Source organism: Kitasatospora sp. NPDC004289 (genome assembly GCF_053602875.1).
Window position 1 is genome coordinate 39,979 of record NZ_JBSGEL010000023.1, and the last position, 21,784, is coordinate 61,762.

Annotated in this window: 15 protein-coding genes; 10 read left to right on the forward strand and 5 right to left on the reverse strand. The window is 74.3% G+C overall.

The features are described 5' to 3' along the window. Window positions 1–223: 223 nt before the first annotated feature. Genes ACWEPF_RS17710 through ACWEPF_RS17730 form a run of 5 tightly spaced genes read left to right on the forward strand, consistent with a single transcriptional unit; the run spans window position 224 to window position 5,661 of the window. Window positions 224–1,054 carry a glycosyltransferase family 2 protein gene (locus tag ACWEPF_RS17710; protein ID WP_345281303.1) on the forward strand — a complete coding sequence of 277 codons (831 nt, stop codon included), beginning with the start codon at window positions 224–226 and terminating at the stop codon, window positions 1,052–1,054. Continuing rightward, window positions 1,054–2,448 carry a glycosyltransferase family 2 protein gene (locus tag ACWEPF_RS17715; protein WP_452173285.1) on the forward strand — a complete coding sequence of 465 codons (1,395 nt, stop codon included), beginning with the start codon at window positions 1,054–1,056 and terminating at the stop codon, window positions 2,446–2,448. The genes ACWEPF_RS17710 and ACWEPF_RS17715 overlap by 1 nt, the downstream gene beginning before the upstream one ends. A 5-nt stretch (window positions 2,449–2,453) precedes the next feature. Beyond that, complete coding sequence (locus tag ACWEPF_RS17720; RefSeq protein WP_452173286.1) at window positions 2,454–3,812, forward strand: lipopolysaccharide biosynthesis protein; 1,359 nt, start codon at window positions 2,454–2,456, stop codon at window positions 3,810–3,812. A 5-nt stretch (window positions 3,813–3,817) separates the two neighbouring features. Continuing rightward, the gene (locus ACWEPF_RS17725; RefSeq protein ID WP_452173287.1) at window positions 3,818–4,852 is read left to right on the forward strand and encodes a glycosyltransferase; all 1,035 of its coding nucleotides are present in this window, start codon (window positions 3,818–3,820) and stop codon (window positions 4,850–4,852) included. Continuing rightward, entirely contained in the window at window positions 4,849–5,661 is an 813-nt protein-coding gene (locus ACWEPF_RS17730) for a polysaccharide deacetylase family protein (RefSeq protein ID WP_452173288.1), read from the forward strand. The genes ACWEPF_RS17725 and ACWEPF_RS17730 overlap by 4 nt, the downstream gene beginning before the upstream one ends. 44 nt (window positions 5,662–5,705) lie before the next feature. On the opposite strand, the gene ACWEPF_RS17735 is transcribed toward ACWEPF_RS17730, so the two are convergent. Next, on the reverse strand, window positions 5,706–6,881 hold the full coding sequence (locus ACWEPF_RS17735; protein ID WP_452173289.1) for a glycoside hydrolase family 16 protein: 1,176 nt from the start codon (window positions 6,879–6,881) through the stop codon (window positions 5,706–5,708). 31 nt (window positions 6,882–6,912) lie between these two features. After that, window positions 6,913–8,655: a glycosyltransferase gene (locus ACWEPF_RS17740; RefSeq protein WP_452173290.1), complete on the reverse strand. Its 1,743-nt coding sequence runs from the start codon at window positions 8,653–8,655 to the stop codon at window positions 6,913–6,915. A gap of 163 nt (window positions 8,656–8,818) precedes the next feature. Between ACWEPF_RS17740 and ACWEPF_RS17745 the strand changes: the two genes are divergently transcribed. Further along, window positions 8,819–10,021, forward strand: coding sequence for a carboxylate--amine ligase (locus tag ACWEPF_RS17745; RefSeq protein ID WP_452173291.1), 1,203 nt, complete (start codon window positions 8,819–8,821; stop codon window positions 10,019–10,021). 122 nt (window positions 10,022–10,143) lie between these two features. Continuing rightward, window positions 10,144–12,351: a transglycosylase domain-containing protein gene (locus ACWEPF_RS17750; RefSeq protein ID WP_452173292.1), complete on the forward strand. Its 2,208-nt coding sequence runs from the start codon at window positions 10,144–10,146 to the stop codon at window positions 12,349–12,351. Window positions 12,352–12,358: 7 nt separating this feature from the next. Here ACWEPF_RS17750 and ACWEPF_RS17755 read toward each other — a convergent pair whose 3' ends face one another. Further along, window positions 12,359–12,988 (reverse strand): GTP cyclohydrolase II, encoded by a 630-nt coding sequence (locus tag ACWEPF_RS17755; protein WP_452173293.1) that lies wholly within the window; start codon window positions 12,986–12,988, stop codon window positions 12,359–12,361. A gap of 186 nt (window positions 12,989–13,174) precedes the next feature. Here ACWEPF_RS17755 and ACWEPF_RS17760 point away from each other — a divergent pair, with 186 nt between their 5' ends. Continuing rightward, window positions 13,175–14,086 carry an NADP-dependent oxidoreductase gene (locus tag ACWEPF_RS17760; protein WP_452173294.1) on the forward strand — a complete coding sequence of 304 codons (912 nt, stop codon included), beginning with the start codon at window positions 13,175–13,177 and terminating at the stop codon, window positions 14,084–14,086. 9 nt (window positions 14,087–14,095) lie between these two features. After that, window positions 14,096–14,857, forward strand: a complete 762-nt coding sequence (locus ACWEPF_RS17765) for a VOC family protein (RefSeq protein WP_452173295.1) — start codon at window positions 14,096–14,098, stop codon at window positions 14,855–14,857. A gap of 56 nt (window positions 14,858–14,913) precedes the next feature. On the opposite strand, the gene lnt is transcribed toward ACWEPF_RS17765, so the two are convergent. Then, window positions 14,914–16,500, reverse strand: a complete 1,587-nt coding sequence (gene lnt / locus ACWEPF_RS17770) for an apolipoprotein N-acyltransferase (RefSeq protein WP_452173296.1) — start codon at window positions 16,498–16,500, stop codon at window positions 14,914–14,916. Between the two features lie 231 nt (window positions 16,501–16,731). On the opposite strand from lnt, the gene ACWEPF_RS17775 reads away from it, so the two are divergent. Then, the gene (locus tag ACWEPF_RS17775; protein ID WP_449794765.1) at window positions 16,732–18,066 is read left to right on the forward strand and encodes a glycoside hydrolase family 18 protein; all 1,335 of its coding nucleotides are present in this window, start codon (window positions 16,732–16,734) and stop codon (window positions 18,064–18,066) included. A gap of 67 nt (window positions 18,067–18,133) precedes the next feature. Here the strand turns inward: ACWEPF_RS17775 and cobN are convergent, their stop codons facing one another. Continuing rightward, window positions 18,134–21,742 (reverse strand): cobaltochelatase subunit CobN, encoded by a 3,609-nt coding sequence (gene cobN / locus ACWEPF_RS17780; RefSeq protein ID WP_452173297.1) that lies wholly within the window; start codon window positions 21,740–21,742, stop codon window positions 18,134–18,136. Between the last annotated feature and the right edge of the window lie 42 nt (window positions 21,743–21,784).

The window sequence follows — 21,784 nt, forward strand, 5'->3', positions numbered from 1 at the left end:
TTGCCCGACCCAGGCGGCTCCTGCCGCCGGAGACCGGTCGGCGCGGATCCCGAAGGGTTCTCGGGGAGTCCTCACCACAACCCCCGCGCCGTTCTGAACCGCTCTCCCCCCTTCAACCGGGGCCATCCCGCGCCCGAGGCGCGGTGCACTCCGCCCCGTCGACAGAGGGCCACGCCCGTGGGAGTACCGGCGTGCCCGCTGCCTCCCGAGAGGCTGTCCAACGATGAGCACCACGCTGCCTCCCAACGTCCTCCCGTACCCGGACCGCGAGATCCGACCGCTGCGCCGCTCCACCGACCGGCCGCCGGCCGAGCGGCCCCGGCGCCGGGTGGAGGACGGGACACGGACCCGACACTCCGTCAGCCTGGTCATCCCCGCGCAGAACGAGGCCCGCAACATCCCCTGGGTGTTCGAACAGATCCCGTGCTGCGTCGACGAGGTGATCCTGGTCGACGGCTCCTCCGACGACGCCACCCTGGCCGTCGCCGAACACGCCCTCCCCACCGTCCGTTCCCTCCAGCAGAGCGCCCCCGGCAAGGGGAACGCGCTGCGCACCGGATTCGCCGCCGCCACCGGCGAGTACGTGGTGATGATGGACGCGGACGGGTCCATGTGGCCCGGCGAGATCCCGCACTACCTGCACTTCCTGGACCACGGCTACGACTTCGTGAAGGGCTCGCGCTGCATCGGCGGCGGCGGCTCCCTCGACCTGACCCGGATCCGCACGCTCGGCAACCTCGCGCTGCTGAGCGTGGTGAACCGGCTCTACCGGGCCAGGCTGACCGACCTCTGCTACGGCTTCTGCGCCTTCCGCCGCAGCTTCCTGGACCAACTCGACCTGCGCTCGGCCGGTTTCGAGATCGAGGCGGAGATGGTCGCGCACGCGCTCCGCTCCGGCCTGCGGATCGCCGAGGTACCGAGCCTGGAACTCCCCCGACGCAGCGGACGCTCGCACCTGCACGCCGTCTCCGACGGCCGCCGGGTGCTGCGCACCCTGATCGCCGAACGCCCTGGCGGCCGGGGTGCGGCCGCCCCCGTGCCGAGGGAGCGATGATGAACGGCAACGACCAGCGGACCGCAGCGGCCTGCCCCTGCCCCGCCGCCCGTGACACGCTCGACACCCCCGTCCACGTGGTCGAACTGGACCTGGCCGAACCCGGTGAGCTGCGCTCGCCCGGCGGCACCGGGCCGGCCGCTCCCGACGGCCGCGTGCTGGCGTTGGTGCGGCTGCACGGACACCCGCTCGGCCTGGTCGAGGCCACCGGTGCCGACCCCGCCGACCCCGGCGGCACGTACCGGTCGCTGGTCGCTGCCGCTCACCGCGAACTCGGCCCCGTCCCCGACCAACCCACGAAGAATGACCGGTTGACCTCCGCGACGTCCGGCGGGCCCTCAAGTCGGGTCGGCGGCCCCCGGACGCCCGCGGGCCATCCGCCGCGCGTCAGCGTGGTGATCGCCACCCATGACAGGCCGGAGCCGCTCCGCCAGTGCCTCGACTCCCTGCTGCGGATCGACAGCCCGCGGTACGAGGTACTGGTGGTCGACAACGCCCCGGCAGGGGACGACGCCCACGCGCTGATCCGCGAGCGGTACGCCGGCCGGGTCCGCTACCTGCGAGAGCCGGTGGCGGGCCTGGCCCGGGCGCACAACCTCGGACTGGCCGCCGCCAGGGGCGAGTTGGTCGCCTTCACCGACGACGACACCCTGGTGGACCGGAACTGGCTGGCCGCCTTGACGGCCGCCTTCGACGACGACGCCAGGACCGGCTGCGTCACCGGCCTGATCCTGCCCGCCGAACTGGCCACCCCGGCCCAGCTCGCCCTGCACCGCCAGGGCGGCTACGACAAGGGCTTCGCCGGACGCCGGCACGCCCTCGACCTGCCGAGCGCCGACCCGCTCTTCCCGTTCACCGCCGGCCGGTTCGGATCCGGGGCCAACATGGCCTTCCGGACCGGACTGCTCCGCGCCCTCGGCGGCTTCGACCCCGCCACCGGGGCCGGCACCCCCGCGCACGGCGGCGACGACCTGCTGGCCTTCTTCCGGATCGTCACCTCCGGTCTGGTGCTGGACTACCGGCCCGACGCCATCATCTGGCACCGCCACCGCCGCACCGACGAGGCGCTGCCCGCCCAGCTCTACGGCTACGGTGCCGGCCTCGGCGCCTACCTGGCCGCCGCCGTCAGCGCCGACCCCCGGCTGCTGCCCGCCCTGGTGCGCCGCCTGCCCGGCGGGCTGCGCCAGGCCCTCGGCCAGGCCAGGAACCGCACCACCGTGCAGGGGGAGCACTCGACCCGGCTCACCCTGCTCGAGCTCTCCGGCATGCTGTACGGCCCGCTCGGCTACCTGCGCTCCCAGCACCAGGCCGAGCGGCGCCGGATCGCCGACGAGCGGATCGCGCGCGGCCCGGAGCCGGCCGGCGCACGGCTGCCGAGCCTGCGGACGGGGTGAGCCCGATGGCCGTCACCACCGCGGGCACCACGGCCGGGCGAACCACGACCGCGGGGTGCGGCTGCCCGCTCCCGCTGCCCTGCCAGTGCTCCTACCGGGCCCTGCTCCGGGCCCGGCTGCGGGCCGCCCTGGCCACCGAGCCCCTGCTGCGCAACGGCCACGTCCTGACGGCGAGCTCCCTGCTCACCGCCGGGCTCGGCGGCCTGTTCTGGCTGCTCGCCTCCGCCTGGTACGGCCCGGCGGCGGTGGGCCGCGGCTACGCCGCGCTGGCCGCCGCCGCGCTGCTCTCCGGCATCGGCCAGTTCAACCTCGGCGACGTGCTGATGCGCTTCGTCCCCACCGCCGGGCGGCACACCCGCCGCCTGCTGCTGCGCTGCTACGCCGTCAGCTCGGCCGCCACCGTGCTGGCGGCCGGCGCCTTCCTGCTGCTCGTCCCCGTGCTGGCCCCCGAACTCGGCTTCCTGCGCGCCCCGTTGACCGCGGCGGCCTTCCTCGCGGCCGCCGCCGGGTACACCCTCTTCGTGCTCCAGGACGGCGCGCTCACCGGCCTGCGCCGCCCCGGCTGGGTGCTCGGCGAGAACGCGCTGTTCGCCGTCGCCAAGACCGCGCTGCTCGGCGCCTGCGTCCTGCTGCTGCCCGGCTCCGGCATCCTGCCGGCCTGGAGCGTGGCTCTGCTGATCTCCCTGCTGGTCACCAACGCCTACCTGTTCCGCCGCGCCGTCCCGGCCCACGCCCGGGCGGGCCGGGACGCCGACCCGCCCGTCGGGCTGGTCCGCTACGCGGCCGCCGACTACCTCGGCGCCCTGCTGCGCACCGCCTCGTACAGCGTGCTGCCGCTGCTGGTGCTCGGACGGCTCGGGGCCGAGCAGAACGCGTACTTCTCCCTCGCCTGGGTGATCGCGTACACCCTCCAGCTGGCCGCGCTCAACATGGGCAGCTCGCTGATCGTCGAGGCCGCGCACGCCCCGGAGCAGCTGGCCGCCCAGGCCCGCCGGGTGCTGCGGCACTCCGCGCTGCTGATCGGCGCCGGCGCGGTGGTGCTGGCGGTGGCCGCCCCGTGGCTGCTCTCGCTGTTCGGCCCCGGCTACGCCGAGCACGGCACCACCGCGCTGCGGCTGCTCGCCCTGGCCGCCCTGCCGAATCTGGTGCTCGGCCTGGCCGTGGACGTCTGCCGGGCCCGCCGGGCGATGCGCCCGGTGGTCGCCCTGCAGGCCGCCCTGCTGGGGCTGGTGCTGCTGCTCGCCCTGCTGCTGATCCCCCCGCTCGGCATCACCGGCGTCGGCCTGGCCTGGCTGATCGCCGAGAGCGCCCTGGCGCTCCCCCTGTTGGCCACCCTGGGCCGCTGGCTCCCGAAGGGACGGTGACGGCGATGACCGCCCACCCGCTCACCGAACCGGTCCTGACGGGCCGTCCGCCCACCCTCACGGTGGTCATCTGCTCCTACACCATGGCCCGCTGGCCCGATCTGGTGGCCGCCGTCCGCTCCGTGCAGCGCCAGCACCACCCCGCCGAGGAGCTGCTGCTGGTGGTCGACCACTGCCCCGAGCTGGCCGTACGGGCCGCCGGGGTGCTGGCCGGGGTGCGGGTGGTGCCCAACCACGAGCGCGCCGGCCTGTCCGGCGCGCGCAACACCGGCACCGCGCTGGCCCACGGCGAGGTGGTCGCCTTCCTGGACGACGACGCCACCGCCGACCCGGACTGGACCGAGCGGCTGCTGGCCGGCTACCGGGACGAGCGGGTGCTCGGCGTCGGCGGCCTGGTCCGCCCGCACTGGGAGAGCGGGCGCCCCTCCTGGTTCCCGCCCGAGTTCGACTGGGTGGTCGGCTGCTCCTACCTCGGCATGCCCGAACAGGGCGGCTGCGTACGGAACTTCATCGGCGCCAACATGTCCTTCCGGCGGGCCGAGCTGCTCGCCGCCGGCGGCTTCCGCCCCGACCTCGGCCGGGTCGGCAGCCGCCCGCTGGGCTGCGAGGAGACCGAGCTCTGCATCCGGCTGACGGCCCGTCATCCCGGCGCCGTGCTGCGCTACGAGCCCACCGCCGGGGTCAGCCACCGGGTGCCCGAGGGCCGCACCAACTGGAGCTACTTCCGGGCCCGTTGCTTCGCCGAGGGCCTCTCCAAGGCCGCCGTCGCCCGGCACACCGGACGCCGCCCGGCGCTGGCCAGCGAGCGCCGCTACCTGTACGCGGCCGTGCCGCGCGGGATGGCCCGGGCGCTGAGCCGGGAGGGCGGCGGCCCGCGCGAGCTGGCCGCGCTCGCCCTCGGGGTGGTCGTCACGGTGACCGGCTACACCACCGGCCGGCTGCGCCAGGCGCTCCCGTCGGCGGTGCCCCCGCCGCCCGCGGCCCCGGCCGGAAGAGGGGGAGGGGCGGGCGGGCCGGGCGGGCCGGGAGGTGCGCCATGACCGTCGTACCGGTGTACCTGTGGCACTCGGTCTCCGAGGACCCGCCCTCCTGGATCGCCCCGTGGACCGTCACCCCGCGCGCCTTCGCCGAACAGCTGGACCGGATCGCCGACAGCGGACGCACCGTCGTCCCGCTGCACCGGCTGGTCTCCGCGCTGCGCGGCGGTCCGGCGCTGCCGGAGAACTGCGCGGTGCTCACCTTCGACGACGGCTTCGCCGACTTCTACTGGACGGTGGTCCAGCAGCTCACCGACCGCGGCCTGCCCGCCACCCTGTTCGTCACCACGGGAGCCGTCCACCCGCCCGGCGGCCCGGCCTCCGGCAGCCTGCTGCCGCCGGCCCGGATGCTGAACTGGCGTCAGGTGGTCACCCTGGACGCCTGCGGGGTGGAGATCGGCGCACACACCCGGACCCACCCGCAGCTGGACACCCTGCCGGGCCGCTGGCTGCCGGGCGAGATCGTGAGCTGCCGCCGGGAGCTGGAGGACGTGCTCGGCCACCAGGTGCTCTCCTTCGCCTACCCGCACGGCTACTCCAGCCCGTCGGTGCGGCGCCAGGTAGCGCTGGCCGGGTTCACCTCGGCCTGCGCGGTGGGCAACGCCTTCAGCTCCGGCAACGACGACCCGCTGCGGATCGCCCGGCTGATGGTGCGCGCCGACACCACGCCGGAGCACTTCCGGCGCTGGTCGGACGGCGAGGGAGCCCAGGTCGCCCCCTTCCCCGAGCACCTGCGGACCAAGGGCTGGCGGTACTACCGGCGGCTGCGGGCCGCGGTGGGCCGCCCGGTCGGCGGGCCGCCGGACCTGTGAGCCGCTGGATCCGCGAGCCGCCGGGCCCTCGGGCCGGCGGCCGCTCAGTGCTGCCAGACCCGCACCCAGTCGACCTGCATCCGGGCGGTGTCCACGCCGTCCGGCGGGGCCGAGGGGTAGCCGACCGCCAGGTCGAGCAGCAGTTCCATCGGCTGGTCCGGAATCCGCTCGGGCCTGGTCTCGCGGTGCCGGGCGACCCCGTCCACGTACCAGGTGAGCGAGTCCTTCTCCCAGGCGAGCGCGAAGACGTGGTACCCGGCGGGGAAGTCGGCCGGTCCGTAGGAGGCCGAGTCGTGCAGGTCCTGGCCGCCCGGGCCGGGCCAGTGCACGGTGAACTGGGCCCGGTCGGTGGAGCCGATGAACTCGACCACGTCCAGCTCGGGCGGGGTGGTGCGGGTGGCGGCCGGCATCAGCCAGAAGGCGGGGAACATCCCGCCCTCGGGCGGGATCCGGACCGCCGCCGCGAAGTAGCCGCGGGTGAAGACCTGCCGGGGCGGCGCGTCCCAGGAGTCCCGGCCGGTGGTGACCATGCCCGAGGTCCACGGGTAGACGTGCCCGTCGGCGCCGGTGGTGGGGCGGCGCTGCGCCGTCAGGGTCAGCGCGCCGCCGCCGACGGTGGCCTGGGAGGGCAGGTACCACTCCAACTCCCCGTTGGCTTTGTTGGTGCAGCCCCCGTCGTTCCAGTCGTAGCAGGTGGCCCAGCGCCGGGTGTCGAGCGCGGTGCCGTCGAACTCGTCCTGGAGCACCAGCCGCCAGTCGCCCGCCGGAGCGGGGGCCGAGGCCGCGGCGGAGGCGGTGCTCTCGGAGATCCGGGCACCGGGCGTGTTCCACACCTCGTGGCCGGTGCCCCCGCCGCCGCAGGCGCTGACCAGCAGGAGCAGCCCGGCCAGCCCCACCCGGCCGAACGGGGGACGCACCAGCACGGCCGCGGTGGTCAGCAGCGCCAGCACCAGCACCGCCCGCGCCGGGGTGAACCAGCCGCCCAGGTAGAGCGCCACCGCCACCAGGGTCTCCACCGCGAGCCCGAGCGCCCCGGCCAGCACCACCGACCGGGTCCGCCCGCCCCGCCCGGGCGCCAGCCGGGCCAGCGCGGTGCCCGGACCGGCCAGCAGGAACAGCAGGGTGACGGGCAGTCGGACGGCCTGCGGCAGGGCGAGGGCGGCCAGCGCGGCCCAGCCCGCCAGGGCGGGCAGCAGGGGAACGGCGAAGCGACGGAACACCTCTGACACCTCCTCGGACGGCCCGCCCCGGTCAGCCCGGATCGGGGACGTAGCGGTAGACCGCCGCGTCGTCGTTGCGGTCCACCACGGCGAAGCGCGGCGCCTCGTCCACCGCGGTGCCCAGCCGGGCCACCGTGTCGGCGGGCAGCACGCCGGTCAGGTAGCACTCGGCGGCCTGGCCCCGGTTGAGCACCAGGTAGAAGGGCGTGCCCGGCGGGGCGAAGGCGGTGGCCCGGGCCAGCGCGGCCAGTGGGTCGGTGGCCAGCTGGCGGCGGACGTCCTCGCTCTCCTGGTTCAGCTGGACCCGGGGGTGGACGTCGTAGTGGGAGGCCACCCCCGGAACGTTCCCGGTGACCGAGACGATCACCGCGCCGGGTGGTGCCACCTCGATCATCCTGGCCACCGCGGAGACCTCGCCGGGGGTGAAGTAGTTCATGTTCTCCTTGCTGTAGTAGCCGAAGAACAGGCCGCCGAGCAGGGTCAGCACCACCGCCACGGCCGCCGTCGCCCGTACCCCGGAGCGGGCCGTCGGGCGGAGCAGGGCGGTGACCAGGAAGGCGCAGGCGGGCAGCGCGAAGAGGTAGACCCGGAAGATCATCTCGCCGCCGTAGCTGTTGGCCAGCAGCAGCGGCAGCGGGGCCGCCGCCATCAGCGGCAGGGCGGTGCGGCGCACCCAGGGCCGGCGCCAGACGGCCAGCACGGCCAGCAGGATGACGGCGGCGGAGAGCCCGCGGTCCACCCAGGCCACCACCACCTGGCCCGGTGCGGCGGCGCCCAGCCCGGCCAGACCGGAGACCACGTTGGAGTCCGGCGAGGTCAGCCCGTCCAGGAACTCCGGCAGGTTCCTGGCCAGGAAGGGCCGGGCGGCCGTGGTGTCCCAGAGCACGGTGAGCAGCACCGCCCCGGCCAGCGCGGGCAGCACCGCCCGCCGGTTGCGCCGCGGCAGCGCGAGGGCGGTCAGCACGCAGATCAGCATCAGCGGGGTGAGCTGGTGCGAGACCACCACGGCGGCCTCCAGCAGCAGCACCGCCAGCAGCGGGAGCAGCCGGGGCGGGCCGGCCCGCTCCGGCGAGCCGGAGGCGTGCGCGCCTCCGCCCGGGGCGGCGCCCGGGAGTTGACGGGCCACCAGGGCCAGCACCGTGACGAAGAGCAGGAAGGCGAAGGCCTGCGGGGCGAAGTAGTCCTGGCCGACCCAGGCGCAGCAGTAGTAGACCCAGAGCGCGCCCCAGACCAGGCCCCGGTCGGTGGAGAAGGAGCGGTAGAGCAGCAGCAGCGGGCCGAGCAGCAGCGCGTTCACCACCGGCGGGGCCCAGGCCGCGTAGCCGAGGGCCGACTCCAGGCCGGTGACGCGCAGGTAGAGGGCGTTCAGCAGGAAGAAGCCGGGCCACTGGTTGTAGATGTCGAAGCCCCCGGCGTGCGGCACCTGGCCGTCGCTGCGCAGCATCGCGTCCAGCACGGCGATGTGCTTCCAGGCCCAGGAGTAGCGCAGCGTCGGGTAGAGCAGCGCCGGGGTCGCGTGGATCATCGCGACCAGTCCGAGCAGGTACCCCGTCAGCCACCGGACGGGGACGGCGCGGTCGCGCAGCGCCAGCCAGAAGCCGGCCGTCAGCAGCACCACCGCCACCCAGTACCCGGCGGGCAGCACCTGGAGCAGCCCCAGGTCGTCCATCCCGGCCAGGTCCACGGTGCGCAGCGAGAGCAGCCAGACCAGCAGCGCCAGCGGCAGCAGCAGGTACGGCGGACGCACCCACCGGTGGAGCGCCTCGGTCGTCATCCGGTGCCCTCCAGACTCCGGTGCCCTCCGGACGGCGGCTCGGGCACCCTTCAGACCAATGTGCACCGGCGCGGCGGGCCCAGCACCCCCGGGGGCGGGGCCGGGCGGGCCGGGCGAGAATGCGGACCGGGAGGTCACGCCGCCGACGAAGGGCTGGAGCCGGATGTCCCCGATCGAGCCGGACCGCGGCACGCCCGCCCTGTTGGTGAAGGTCGGCCGCTACCCGCAGCACCACGGCGGCCTGGGCGTGGTGCGCACGCTGGGCCGCCTGGGCGTCCCGGTGCACGCGGTGGTGGAGGACCGCTGGACGCCGGTGGCCCGCTCCCGGTACCTGGGCCGGGCGTTCGTCCGGCCGACCGACGGGACGGAGGCCGCGGAGCGGCTGCTGGCCCTGCTGGCGGAGCTCGGCACGGCGATCGGCCGGCCGGTGGTGCCGGTGGCCACCGACGACGAGGCGGCGGTGCTGCTGGCCGAGCACGCCGAGGAGCTCTCCCGCTGGTACCTGCTGCCCGCGGTGCCGCCCGGGCTGCCGAGGCGGCTGGCGGACAAGGGCGGCCTGGCCGGGCTCTGCGCCCGGCACGGGGTGGACACCCCGCGGGCGTGGGCGCCGGGCAGCTACCGGGAGCTGCTGGAGGTGGGGCGCGGGCACGGGTACCCGCTGGTGCTGAAGAACCTGGCGGCCTTCACCCGGCTGCGCGCGCCGGTGGTGGGGCACACCACGGTGGTGCACGGGGAGGAGGAGCTGCGGGCGCTGCTGCCGGACCGTCAGGAGCCGTCCGTGCTGGTGCAGGAGTACCTGCCGCCGGAGCACTGCGAGGACTGGATCACCCATCTGTACTGCGGCCCGGAGGGCACCGAGCCGCTGGTGTTCACCGGCCGCAAGCTGCGCTCCTGGCCGCCGGGGGCGGGGGTGACCACCCGGGCCCGTTCGCTGCCGGAGCCCCGGCTGGCCGCGCTGGCGGCGGACTTCTGCCGCCGGATCGGCTACCGGGGGGTGGCGGACCTCGACTGGCGGCTGGACCGGCGGGACGGCCGCTACCGGCTGGTGGACTTCAACCCGCGCGCCGGCGCGCAGTTCCGCCTGTTCGAGACCACCGCCGGGGTGGACGTGGTGCGGGCGCTGCACCTCGGCCTGACCGGGCGTCAACTGCCGCCGGGAGAGCAGCTGGTGCGCTCCTTCGGGGTCGGCCAGCTGGACCTGCCCTCGGCGCTGGCCGCCGCCCGGCGGGAGCGCCGGGTGCCGGCCGACCTGCTGCCCCGGCGCTCGACGGAGCGCGGGTGGCTCGCGGCCGACGACCCGCTGCCGGCGCTGGTCGAGGCGGTCCGCTTCTGCGGTACGGCGGCCGCCCGGCTCCGCCGGATATGACCGTTATCTCTGACCCGCGTTGGTCAGATCGCACTCGAACTGCCCCGGGCTGTCGCAGAGTTGTGACAGAAGGGAGCGAAATCCTTCCCCTGGTGCGGGGTTTGTGGACGTAGTGTTCGAACATGGCACCGAAGCGCCCCATATCCAACGGCCTGAAGTTCATAGGTTTCTCCACCCTGGCCGGCGTGCTGCTGGCCGGGATGGCCCTGCCCGCGGCCGGCGCCCTCGGCCTGACCGCCAAGAGCGGGGCGGAGAGCTTCGAGGAGGTGCCGGACGACCTGAAGACCCCGCCGCTCTCCCAGGCCAGCCACATCTACGACGCGCAGGGCGGCCTGATCGCGACCGTCTACGGGCGGTTCCGCACGGTGCTGACGGCGGAGGACATGGGCACCTTCATCCGGCAGGCGCAGGTGGACATCGAGGACGCGCGGTTCTACGAGCACGGCGCGGTCGACCTCAAGGGCGTGCTCCGGGCGGCCAGCAAGAACGCCGAGAGCGGCTCGGCCGTGCAGGGCGCCTCCACGCTGACCCAGCAGTACGTGAAGAACGTCCACGTGGAGCAGGCCGGGGACGACCGCGAGGCGGTGCTGGCGGCGCAGCGCAAGACCCTGGGCCGCAAGATCCAGGAGCTCAAGTACGCCATCAAGCTGGAGGAGGAGCTGACCAAGGACCAGATCCTCACCAACTACCTGAACATCACGTACTACGGGAACCAGGCCTACGGCATCGAGGCCGCCGCCCAGCGCTACTTCTCCAAGCACGCCAAGGAGTTGACCGTCCCGGAGGCGGCGCTGCTGGCCGGGCTGGTGCAGAACCCCAGCCAGTACGACCCCAGGCTCCACCCGCAGGCCGCCCAGAAGCGCCGCGACGTGGTCATCGACAAGATGCTGGAGCGCGGCCACCTGACGGCGGCCCAGGCCGCCGAGGCCAAGGCCGCCCAGGTCGGCCTGCGCTACCAGGCGCCGCGCAACGGCTGCATCACCGCCCAGGCCGGTATGGGCTTCTTCTGCGACTACGTCCGCCAGGTGGTCCAGCAGGACCCGGTGTTCGGCGCCAACGCGGCCGACCGCAAGCGCCTGTGGGACCTCGGCGGGCTGGACATCCGCACCACCCTGGACCCGAAGAAGCAGGCCGCCGCGCAGAAGGCGGTGACCACCAAGGTCCGGGTCAGCGACCCGGTCTCGGCGGCGGCCACCATGATGGAGCCCGGCACCGGCAGGATCCTGGCGATGGCGCAGACCCGTCCGTACGGCCTGGACAAGGCCAAGAACGAGACCGTGGTCAACCTCAACGTGGACGCCGCGATGGGCGGGGGCAACGGCTTCCAGCCCGGTTCCACGTTCAAGCCGATCGTGGCCGCGGCCGCCCTGGAGTCCGGCCTCCGGGCCACCCAGGCCTTCCCCTCGCCGGCCAGGATGGACTGGCCGACCATGACCACGTGCGCGGGCACCTGGAAGAACCAGTCGAAGGGGAAGAAGGAGGGCTCCGTCCCGAACGACGACCCGTCGGAGGTCGGCCCCTACGAGCTGAAGCAGGCGATGGCGATGTCCATCAACACCTACTTCGTGCAGATGGAGCAGGAGATCGGCCTCTGCGCCGTCAAGCAGATGGCCAACAAGCTCGGCATCAAGGGCCGGGCCAGCGGTGCCCAGTTGGACGAGGTCCCGGCCATGGGCCTGGGCACCCAGGAGGTGGCGCCGATGACCATGGCCAACGTCTACGCGACCTTCGCCGCCCGGGGCACCTACTGCGCGCCGGTGGCCATCGAGAAGATCACCAATGCCGAGGGCAAGGCCGTCCCGGTGCCGGAGCGCCGCTGCTCGCGGGTGATGTCCGAGGAGACCGCCGACGTCCTCAACACCGTGCTGCTCGGGGTCACCGAGAAGGGCACCGGCCGTCAGCTCGGCCTGGAGGACGACCGCCAGATCGCGGGCAAGACCGGCACCACCGACCAGAAGAAGTCCGCCTGGTTCACCGGCTACACCGCCGACCTGGCCACCTCCGTCTGGCTGGGCGGCCCGACCGGCGGCGTCCCGATGCGCAACATCAGGATCGGTGGCGTCCTCTTCGACGAGGTCTACGGCGCCACCGGCCCGGGGCCGATCTGGAAGATGGCGATGGACCTGGCGGTCGAGGGCACCCGGGAGCGGGAGTTCGAGACCGTGCACATCCCGGACCCGGTCCGCCAGCCCGGCCCGAGCGCCTCGCCGAGCACCTCCGGCAGCGCCTCGCCCGGTGCCCCGGCGACCCCCGGCACCCCCGCCCAGCCGGGCACCCGCCCCGGGGTCCCCTCGAACGGGGCGCCCTCGAACGGGGCGCCCCGGCGCTGACCCGACGTCAGCCGGCCAGTTCGGCGAGGGGGATGGCGTGGTTGGTGTGCTCGACCTTGGCGCGCAGGTAGCGGAGGTTGGCCGGGGAGACGTGGACGCCGGTCGGGACGTGCTCGGTGACCTCGATGCCGTGGGCGGTCAGCTGGGCGGCCTTGTCGGGGTTGTTGCTCAGCAGGCGGATCCGGGGCGTGCCGAGGGCGGTGAGCATCTGGGCGGCGGCGGCGTAGTCGCGGCCGTCCTCGGGGAGGCCTAGCGCGGCGTTGGCGGCGTAGGTGTCGAGGCCCTGGTCCTGGAGGGCGTAGGCGTCGAGCTTGTTGTACAGGCCGATGCCGCGCCCCTCCTGGCGGAGGTACAGCAGGTAGCCGCCGTCGGTGGCGATCCGCTCGACCGCCTCGCGCAGCTGCGGGCCGCAGTCGCAGCGGTCCGAGCCGAAGACGTCGCCGGTGAGGCACTCGGAGTGCAGCCGCACCAGCGGGGCGTCGCCGGACGGCTCGCCCAGGCGCAGGGCCAGGTGCTCGGCGCCGTCGGCCAGGCCGTGGAAGGTGGTGACCTCGGCCTGGACCCGGTAGCCGTCCGGGAAGGTGAGCGGGATCCGGACGGTGGTGCGGACGGTCGCCTGGTCGAGCTGCTGGGGCATGCCCGTCCTCCTCGTGCTCTGGTGGGTGTGCTGTGCGTGCTGTCCCGGCCGACCGTACACCTGTAGTTCCAATTTGAACAACCTCCTGGGTCACTCCGGCACCGTTCGGCCCAGCAGCCTCCGGCGTGCCCGGGTCGGGGCCCGCAAGCTGGTGGGGTCGGACGAGCCACAGGTGGAGGAAGCGCGATGTCGAAGGCGTTCGGATTCGAGGCGTACGGCGGGCCGGAGAACCAGCGGTTCCTGGACCGGCGCATCCCGGTGCCGGGGCCGGGCCAACTGCTGATCGCGGTGCGGGCGGCCGGGGTCAACCCGGCGGACTGGAAGGTCCGGGAGGGCCTGTTCGGCCGGACCAAGCCGGTGCCCCGGGTGCTCGGTTCGGAGGCGGCCGGGGTGCTGCGGGTGCTGGGCGAGGGCGTCTCGGGCTTCCTGGTCGGCGACCCGGTCTTCGGCATCGCGCCCGACGGCGCCTTCGCCGACCACGTGCTGCTGGACGCCGGCGAGGCCGCCAAGGTGCCGGACGACGTCACCTTCAGCCAGGCCGCCACCCTCTCGGTGGCCGCCGCCACCGCCCTCGACGCGGTGGACCAGCTGGGCCTGACGCCCGGTCAGACCCTGCTGGTGCTCGGCGTGTCCGGCGGGGTCGGCAGCGCCGCCGCCCAGATCGCCCGCAGCCGGGGGATCACCGTCATCGGTACCGCGAGCGACCAGTCCCGGGAGTACGTGGCGAGCCTGGGCGCCACCCAGGTCCGGTACGGCGAAGGGGTGGCCGAGCGGATCGGGGCAGTGGCGCCGGACGGTGTGGACGGGGTGCTCGACCTGGTCGGCGGCCAGGACGCGATGGCCGCCTCCGGCACGCTGCGCAAGGGCGGGCGGCTGGTCTCCACCGCCGATCCGGCCACCGCCGCCGGGCTGGGCGGGGAGTACGTGAAGCGCCGTCGCACCGGGGAGGTGCTGGCCTCGGTGGCCGCGCTGGTGGCCGGCGGCGCGCTGGACCCGCACATCTCGGAGACCTTCGCGCTGGACCGGGCGGCCGAGGCGATGCTGGCGGTGGAGTCCGGCCACGCGCGGGGCAAGTGCGTCATCGAGATCAGGGCCTGAGGGGGCGTCATGGTGCGGATCACCGAGACCCGGCCCGGTACGCCCTGCTGGTTCGAGCACGGCAGCGCCGACCCGGCGGCGGCGCAGCGGTACTACGGCGAGCTGTTCGGCTGGCGGGGCGAGACCGACCCCCGGCCGGAGGCCATGTGCTACACCGTCATGTACCAGGGGGAGGCCCCGGTGGCGGCGGTCGCCCCGCTGGTGGCCGACGGGCAGCCGACGGCCTGGTCGGTCTCGATCGCGGCCGCGGACGTGGACGCGGCGGCCGAGGCGGCGCGGGCCGGGGGCGGGCAGGTGCTGGCCGGGCCGATGGAGGCGCTGGACCTGGGCCGGTTCGCCGTGGTGGCCGACCCGGCCGGGGCGGTGTTCGGGCTCTGGCGCGGACGGGCCTTCCCGGGGGTGGCGCTGTTCGCCGAGCCGGGCGCAGCGGGGTGGATCGAGCTGGCGACCCGGGACGTGGCCGGGGCGGTCGGCTTCTACTCCGGCCTGTTCGGGTGGAGCGTCAACCCCGGGGAGCAGTACACCCAGTGGGGGCTGGACGGGACCGACTTCGGCGGGGTGCTGGACATGGGGGAGCAGTTCCCGGCCGACCTGCCGCCGTACTGGATGCCGTACTTCGCGGCGGCGGACGTCGACCTGGCCGCGGAGCGGGCCCTCGGGCTCGGGGGAGACGCGGTGCTCCCGCCCACCGACGTGCCGGACGGACCGCGCCTCGCGGTCCTGAAGGACCCACTCGGCGCGGTCTTCGGGCTGTACCAGCCGGAGGCGTAGCTCGGGCGGCGAGCCCATGGGGGTTCAGGGGCGCGAGGAACTGCGCGCTGCGGAAGTCAGAGACCCGTCTGCCGGGTACGGACGTTCACCTGCAAGTGGTTCTCCGTACCTGGCACACGGTCTGCCTCTTCCGCTTCGCGCAGTTCCTCGCGCCCCCGGGGCACCCAATTCCACAGGGCGGACAGCAGGGTGATCAGCACCGCCGTGTACGGGACCCAGTCGCCGAGGCGGACGTACCAGGTGGTGGCGGTGGGGGCGGCGAGGGGGAGGCGGACCGTCAGGGAGCCGGTGGAGCCGGTGCCGAGGAGGGCGAGGCGTCGGCCTTGGCGGTCGTAGGCGACCGACTCGCCGGTGAGGGCGGCCTGGACCACCGGCCGGCCGGTCTCGGCGGCGCGCAGGGCGCCGAGCGAGGCGTGCTGCTGCGGGGCCCAGGAGTCCTGGAAGGTCGAGGTGGCGGACTGGAGGACGAGCATCCGGGCGCCGTCGGCGGCGGCCTCCCGGGACATGTCGGGGAAGGCCGACTCGAAGCAGATCAGTGCACCGAAGGGGAGCGGGCGGCCCTGCCGGTCGGTGGTGTGCAGGAGGTGGAAGGAGGAGCCGGGCGCGCGGTTCTCGCCCGCCGCCCGGCTGACGCCGGTGAGCCAGCCGAACAGCGGCCGCAGCGGGATGTACTCGCCGAACGGCACCAGCCGGATCTTCCGGTAGCGCTCGGCTACCCCGTCCGGGGTGACCAGCACGGCGTCCTTGGAGATCAGGCCGTCGCCCTTGCGGGCGTCCTCGCCGGCCAGCACCGGGGCGCCGACCAGGGCGGAGAGCCGGGCCACCTCCCGGCGGGCCACCTCGTCCCGGTCCAGGTCGGAGTTGGTGCTGCTCTCGCCCCAGACCACCAGGTCGGGCGCCCGGCCCGCGAGTTCGGCGGTGATCCGCCCGCTCGCGGCGAAGCGGGCGGCCGAGTCGGCCACCTCGCCGGGCTGGACCAGGGCCACGGTGGCGGTGTCGCCCGGCGTCGGTGCGGGCAGGGCGGCGAACAGCAGCGGGCCGGCCAGCAGGGTGCCGGTGACGGCGAGGGCGGCGAGCACCCGGACCCGGAGGCGGCGGCCGGTGAGCAGGATCAGCACGCCGACGTTGGCGGCCGCGACGGCGGCGCTCACCAGCCAGGCGCCGCCGACGGAGGCGAGGCCGAGCACGGTGGGGTGCTTCCACTGGCTGGCGCCGAGCAGGGCCCAGGGGCCGCCGAGCGCGTGCCAGGAGCGGACGAACTCGGTGCAGACCCACACCGAGGGGACCACCACCAGCGCGAGCAGCGTCCGACGCACCGTCAGCGGGGGCGCAAGCAGCCGCCACACCGCGTACCCGACCGCTCCGGGGAGGACGCCGAACACCACCGCGAGCGCGAGCAGTCCGGGCCCGATCGAGGGCACCAGCCAGTACATCGACACCAGGATGAACCCGGCCCCGAACCACCAGCCCCGGACCACGGCCTCCCGCCCGCTGCCGGCCCGCCGCATCACCTCCAGCCCGGGCACCAGCGCCACCCAGGCGAGCCACGAGAGACCGGGTGCGGGGAACGCCAGCACGGGCAGCCCCCCGAGGACGAGCGCGGCGTACCGAGCGGGTTGGCGCAGGGAGGCGGGCAGGTGCATGGTCCCAAGCTAGCCCCGTCAGCGGCGTGGGGCTCGCAGGAGCGGGGCCCGGGTCGGTACTCCGTCGCCTGACGAGGCGTCAGGTCCGTTGTGCGGAAAGGGGATGACCCGAACTGTCAAGCGGACGACGGGAGGGTTTTGCAGAGTGGACGGTCGGTTGACGCTACTGGTTCAGACCAATACCTTCCCAGCAGCAAAGCTCCATCCAGTCCGCACAACAGGAACGAGCCCATGCGTCACGGATCCATCTCCCGGCTGACCGTCGCCACCGCCGCGGCCCTCGGCCTGCTCGTCTCGATCGCTCCCGCCGTCTCCGCGCACGACGGCCACGACGGCCACGGCGCCCCCGCCTACAAGCGGATCGGCTACTTCACCCAGTGGGGCATCTACGGCCGCAACTACCAGGTCAAGGACCTGCAGACCAGCGGCACCGCGGCCAAGCTGACCCACATCAACTACGCGTTCGGCGCCATCGGCAAGGACGGCAAGTGCCTGGTCGGCAACGTGCCGGGCGCCGACCCGTGGGCCGACTACGGGCGCCCGGTGGACGCGGCCACCTCGGTCGACGGGGTGGCGGACACCGCCGAGCAGAAGCTGGCGGGCAACTTCAACCAGCTGCGCGAGCTGAAGGCGAAGAACCCGGGCCTCAAGGTGCAGATCTCGCTCGGTGGTTGGAGCGGTTCGGCGCACTTCTCGGACGCCGTGCTGACCGACGCCGGCCGCAAGGCGCTGGTGGCCTCCTGCATCGACACCTACATCAAGGGCAACCTGCCGGTGGACGGCGCCCGCGGTGGCGCGGGCGCGGCGGCCGGGGTCTTCGACGGCGTGGACCTGGACTGGGAGTGGCCCGGCTCCGAGGGCAACGAGGGCAACGGCATCCGCCCCGAGGACAAGCAGAACTTCACCAAGCTGGTGCACGAGTTCCGGGTCCAGCTGGACGCCTACGCCCGCACCCAGCCGGGCCGCAAGCACTACGACCTGAGCGCGTACGTGCCGACCAACCCGGCGAAGATCGACGCGGGCTTCGAGGTCAAGAAGATCATCAAGGACTTCGACTTCGTCAACCTGCAGGGTTACGACTTCCACGTCTCCGGCGAGAAGACCACCGCCCAGCAGTCCGCGCTCTACGCCAAGCGCGGCGACTTCAGCGTCGACCAGACCGTCAACGCCTGGCTGGACCGCGGCGCTCCGGCGAACAAGCTGGTGGTCGGCATGCCGTTCTACGGCCAGGGCTGGACGGGCGTGACCGGCGGCGGCGACGGCCTCGGCCAGCCGGCCACCGGCCCGGCCCCGGCCACCTGGGTGGCGGGCACCGAGGACTACAAGGCGCTCAAGAAGCTGGCCGACTCCGGCACGTACAAGATCTACCGCAGCCGCGACAAGGGCAGCGCCTGGCTGTTCGACGGCTCCACCCTGTGGACCTACGACGACCCGACGGTGCTGCGCACCAAGGCCGCGTACATCCGCCACGAGGGCCTGGCCGGCGCGATGATCTGGGCACTGGACGGGGACACCCCGAACGGTGAGCTGATCTCCGCCATCGACCAGGGCCTGAAGCGTCGCTGACGCTCCACCAGGACGGCACGGGGGGACCGACGGCCATCGGTCCCCCCGTGCGCTGTCCGCGTTCCGACTAGCTGTCGGACTCCAGGTCGCCCTCGGTCTCCAGGAACGCCGTCTTCAGCTCCTCGATCAGCGCCGGGTCCGGCTCCGCCCACAGGCCGCGGTCGGCCGCCTCCAGCAGGCGCTCGCTGATCCCGTGCAGCGCCCAGGGGTTGGCCCCGGCCAGGAACTCCCGGTTGGTCGGGTCGAGCACGTACTCCTGGGTGAGCTTCTCGTACATCCAGTCGGCGACCACGTTGGTGGTGGCGTCGTAGCCGAACAGGTAGTCCACGGTGGCGGCCATCTCGAAGGCGCCCTTGTAGCCGTGGCGGCGCATCGCCTCCATCCAGCGCGGGTTGACCACCCGGGCGCGGAAGACCCGGGCCGCCTCCTCGGTCAGGGTGCGGGTGCGGACCGTCTCCGGGCGGGTCGAGTCGCCGATGTAGGCGGTCGGGGCCTTGCCGGTCAGGGCGCGCACGGTGGCCACCATGCCGCCGTGGTACTGGAAGTAGTCGTCCGAGTCCGCGATGTCGTGCTCGCGGGTGTCGGTGTTCTTGGCCGCGACGGTGATCCGCTTGTAGGCGGTCTCCATCTCCTCCCGGGCCGGGCGGCCGTTCAGCTCGCGGCCGTAGGCGTAGCCGCCCCAGACGGTGTAGACCTCGGCGAGGTCGGCGTCGGTGCGCCAGTCCCGGCTGTCGATCAGCTGGAGCAGGCCCGCGCCGTAGGTGCCGGGGCGGGAGCCGAAGATCCGGGTGGTGGCCCTGCGCTCGTCGCCGTGCTCGGCCAGGTCGGCCTGGACGTGGGCGCGGACGAAGTTGTCCTGGGGAGTCTCCTCCTGACGGGCCGCCAGCCGGACCGCGTCGTCCAGCAGGGCGACCACGTGCGGGAAGGCGTCCCGGAAGAAGCCGGAGATCCGCAGCGTGACGTCAATCCGCGGGCGGCCCAGCTCCTCCAGGGAGATCGGCTCCAGACCGGTGACCCGGCGGGAGGCGTCGTCCCAGACCGGGCGCACGCCCAGCAGGGCGAAGGCCTCGGCGATGTCGTCGCCGGCCGTGCGCATCGCGCTGGTGCCCCAGAGCGAGAGGCCGACCGAGGGCGGGAACTGCCCGTCGTTGTCCGCCTGGTAACGGTCCACCAGGGACTGCGCCAGTGCCTGCCCGGTCTCCCAGGCCAGCTTGGAGGGGACGGCCTTCGGGTCCACCGAGTAGAAGTTGCGGCCGGTCGGCAGCACGTTCACCAGACCGCGCAGCGGCGAGCCCGAGGGCCCGGCCGGGACGAAGCCGCCGCCCAGCGCGTGCAGCACCGCGTCCAGCTCGTCGGTGGTGGCGGACAGCCGCGGGACCACCTCGCGGGCGGCGAAGTCGAGCACCTCGCGGACCGCGTCCGGGTGCCCGGCGGCCACCTTCTCCACGGCGGACGGGGCCCAGTCCTCGGCCTCCATCGCCTCGACCAGGGCGCGGGCCTGCGCCTCGGCCGCGTCGGTGGCGCCCAGGGTCAGCGCCGCCTCGTCCAGGCCGAGCGCCTCGCGCAGGCCGGGCAGCGCGCTGACGCCGCCCCAGATCTGACGGGCCCGCAGGATCGCCAGCACGATGTTGACCCGGTCCTCGCCGGCCGGGGCCTGGCCGAGCACGTGCAGGCCGTCCCGGATCTGGGCGTCCTTGATCTCGCAGAGCCAGCCGTCGACGTGCAGCAGGAAGTCGTCGAAGCCGTCGTCCTCGGGGCGCTCCTCCAGGCCGAGGTCGTGGTCCAGCTTGGCGGCCTGGATCAGGGTCCAGATCTGGGCCCGGATGGCCGGGAGCTTGGCCGGGTCCATCGCGGCGATGTTGGAGTGCTCGTCGAGCAGCTGCTCCAGGCGCGCGATGTCGCCGTAGGAGTCGGCCCGGGCCATCGGCGGCACCAGGTGGTCGACCAGGGTGGCGTGGGCGCGGCGCTTGGCCTGGGTGCCCTCGCCCGGGTCGTTGACCAGGAAGGGGTAGACCAGCGGCAGGTTGCCGAGCACCGCGTCCGGCCCGCACTCGGCGGACAGCGCGGCGGTCTTGCCGGGCAGCCACTCCAGGTTGCCGTGCTTGCCGAGGTGGACCACGGCGTGGGCGCCGAAGCCGCCGTCGGCCTGCGCGGCCTCGATCCAGCGGTAGGCGGCCAGGTAGTGGTGGCTCGGCGGCAGGTCCGGGTCGTGGTAGATCGCGACCGGGTTCTCGCCGAAGCCGCGCGGCGGCTGGATCAGGACGAGCAGGTTGCCGGAGCGCAGCGCGGCCAGCACGATGTCGCCGTCCGGGTTCTGCGCGTGGTCCACGTAGAGGTTGCCGGGGGCCGGGCCCCAGTGCTCCTCGACCTGCTCGCGCAGGCCCTGCGGCAGCTCGGCGTACCAGCGGCGGTAGTCGGCGGCCGGGATGCGGACCGGGTTGCGGGCGAGCTGGTCCTCCGTCAGCCAGTCCTGGTCGTAGCCGCCGGCCGCGATCAGCGCGTGGATCAGCTCGTCGCCCTCGTGCCCGTCGCCGGTGAGGTCCAGGCCGGGGACGTCGGTGCCGATGTCCATGCCCTCGGCGCGCAGCCGCGCCATCAGCCGCATCGCGGAGGCCGGGGTGTCCAGGCCGACGGCGTTGCCGACCCGGGCGTGCTTGGTCGGGTACGCGGAGAGCACCAGGGCCAACCGCCGCTCGGCGGCCGGGACGTGACGCAGCCTCGCGTGGGCGACCGCGATGCCCGCCACCCGGGCGGCCCGCTCGGCGTCGGCCGCGTAGACGGTCAGGCCGTCCGCGTCCAGCTCCTTGAAGGAGAACGGCACGGTGATCAGCCGGCCGTCGAACTCCGGCACGGCGATCTGGGTCGCGGTGTCCAGCGGGGAGAGGCCGTCGTCGCTGGCCTCCCACTGCTCGCGGGACCAGGTCAGGCAGAGCGCCTGCAGGATCGGGCGGTCCAGCGCGGCCAGCGCGCCGGCGTCCCAGGCCTCCTCGTCGCCGCCGGCCTGGGCGTCGGCCGGGCGGGTGCCGCCGGCCGCCAGCACGGTGGTGACCAGCGCGTCGGCCTGCCCCAGCTCGGCCAGCAGCTCCGGCTCGGCCCCGCGCAGGGTGGCGCAGTAGACCGCCTTGGCGCGGGCGCCCTTGGCCTCGATGGCCCGGCAGAGGGTCTCCACGAAGGCGGTGTTCCCGCTCATGTGGTGGGCGCGGTAGTAGAGCACCGTCACCAGCGGGCCGTCGTTCTCGGCCGCCTGACGCTCCAACGGACCCCAGGCCGGGGCGGAGGCGGGCGCCGCGAAGCCGTGGCCGGTGAGCAGCACGGTGTCGGAGAGGAACGCGCCGAGCTCGGCCAGGTTGGCCGGGCCGCCGTGCGCCAGGTAGGCGTGCGCCTCGGCGGCCAGGCCGGCCGGGACGGTGGAGAGCTCCATCAGCTGGGCGTCCGGGGCCTGTTCGCCCGTCAGCACCACCACCGGGCGCGGCCCGGCGAGCAGCGCGTCCAGACCCTCCTGCCAGGCCCGGCGCCCGCCGAGCAGCCGGACCACCACCAGGTCGGTGCCCTCCAGCAGCGCGGGCAGGTCGTCCACCCCGAGCCGGGCCGGGTTCCCCAGCCGGTACGGGACCGGACCGTTCGAGGCGCGGGCGCTCAACAGGTCGGTGTCGGAGGTGGAGAGGAGCAGGATCATACGGAGGCCCTCCCGGCCGTGGCTTCACGCCGGGACGGCGGC

Bases quoted from the DNA above. Each gene is read 5' to 3' on its own strand.
- ACWEPF_RS17710 (WP_345281303.1), top strand. From the start codon at position 224: ATGAGCACCACGCTGCCTCCCAACGTCCTCCCGTACCCGGACCGCGAG.
- ACWEPF_RS17715 (WP_452173285.1), top strand. From the start codon at position 1,054: ATGAACGGCAACGACCAGCGGACCGCAGCGGCCTGCCCCTGCCCCGCC.
- ACWEPF_RS17720 (WP_452173286.1), top strand. From the start codon at position 2,454: ATGGCCGTCACCACCGCGGGCACCACGGCCGGGCGAACCACGACCGCG.
- ACWEPF_RS17725 (WP_452173287.1), top strand. From the start codon at position 3,818: ATGACCGCCCACCCGCTCACCGAACCGGTCCTGACGGGCCGTCCGCCC.
- ACWEPF_RS17730 (WP_452173288.1), top strand. From the start codon at position 4,849: ATGACCGTCGTACCGGTGTACCTGTGGCACTCGGTCTCCGAGGACCCG.
- ACWEPF_RS17740 (WP_452173290.1), bottom strand. From the start codon at position 8,655: ATGACGACCGAGGCGCTCCACCGGTGGGTGCGTCCGCCGTACCTGCTG.
- ACWEPF_RS17745 (WP_452173291.1), top strand. From the start codon at position 8,819: ATGTCCCCGATCGAGCCGGACCGCGGCACGCCCGCCCTGTTGGTGAAG.
- ACWEPF_RS17750 (WP_452173292.1), top strand. From the start codon at position 10,144: ATGGCACCGAAGCGCCCCATATCCAACGGCCTGAAGTTCATAGGTTTC.
- ACWEPF_RS17755 (WP_452173293.1), bottom strand. From the start codon at position 12,988: ATGCCCCAGCAGCTCGACCAGGCGACCGTCCGCACCACCGTCCGGATC.
- ACWEPF_RS17760 (WP_452173294.1), top strand. From the start codon at position 13,175: ATGTCGAAGGCGTTCGGATTCGAGGCGTACGGCGGGCCGGAGAACCAG.
- ACWEPF_RS17765 (WP_452173295.1), top strand. From the start codon at position 14,096: ATGGTGCGGATCACCGAGACCCGGCCCGGTACGCCCTGCTGGTTCGAG.
- lnt (WP_452173296.1), bottom strand. From the start codon at position 16,500: ATGCACCTGCCCGCCTCCCTGCGCCAACCCGCTCGGTACGCCGCGCTC.
- ACWEPF_RS17775 (WP_449794765.1), top strand. From the start codon at position 16,732: ATGCGTCACGGATCCATCTCCCGGCTGACCGTCGCCACCGCCGCGGCC.
- cobN (WP_452173297.1), bottom strand. From the start codon at position 21,742: ATGATCCTGCTCCTCTCCACCTCCGACACCGACCTGTTGAGCGCCCGC.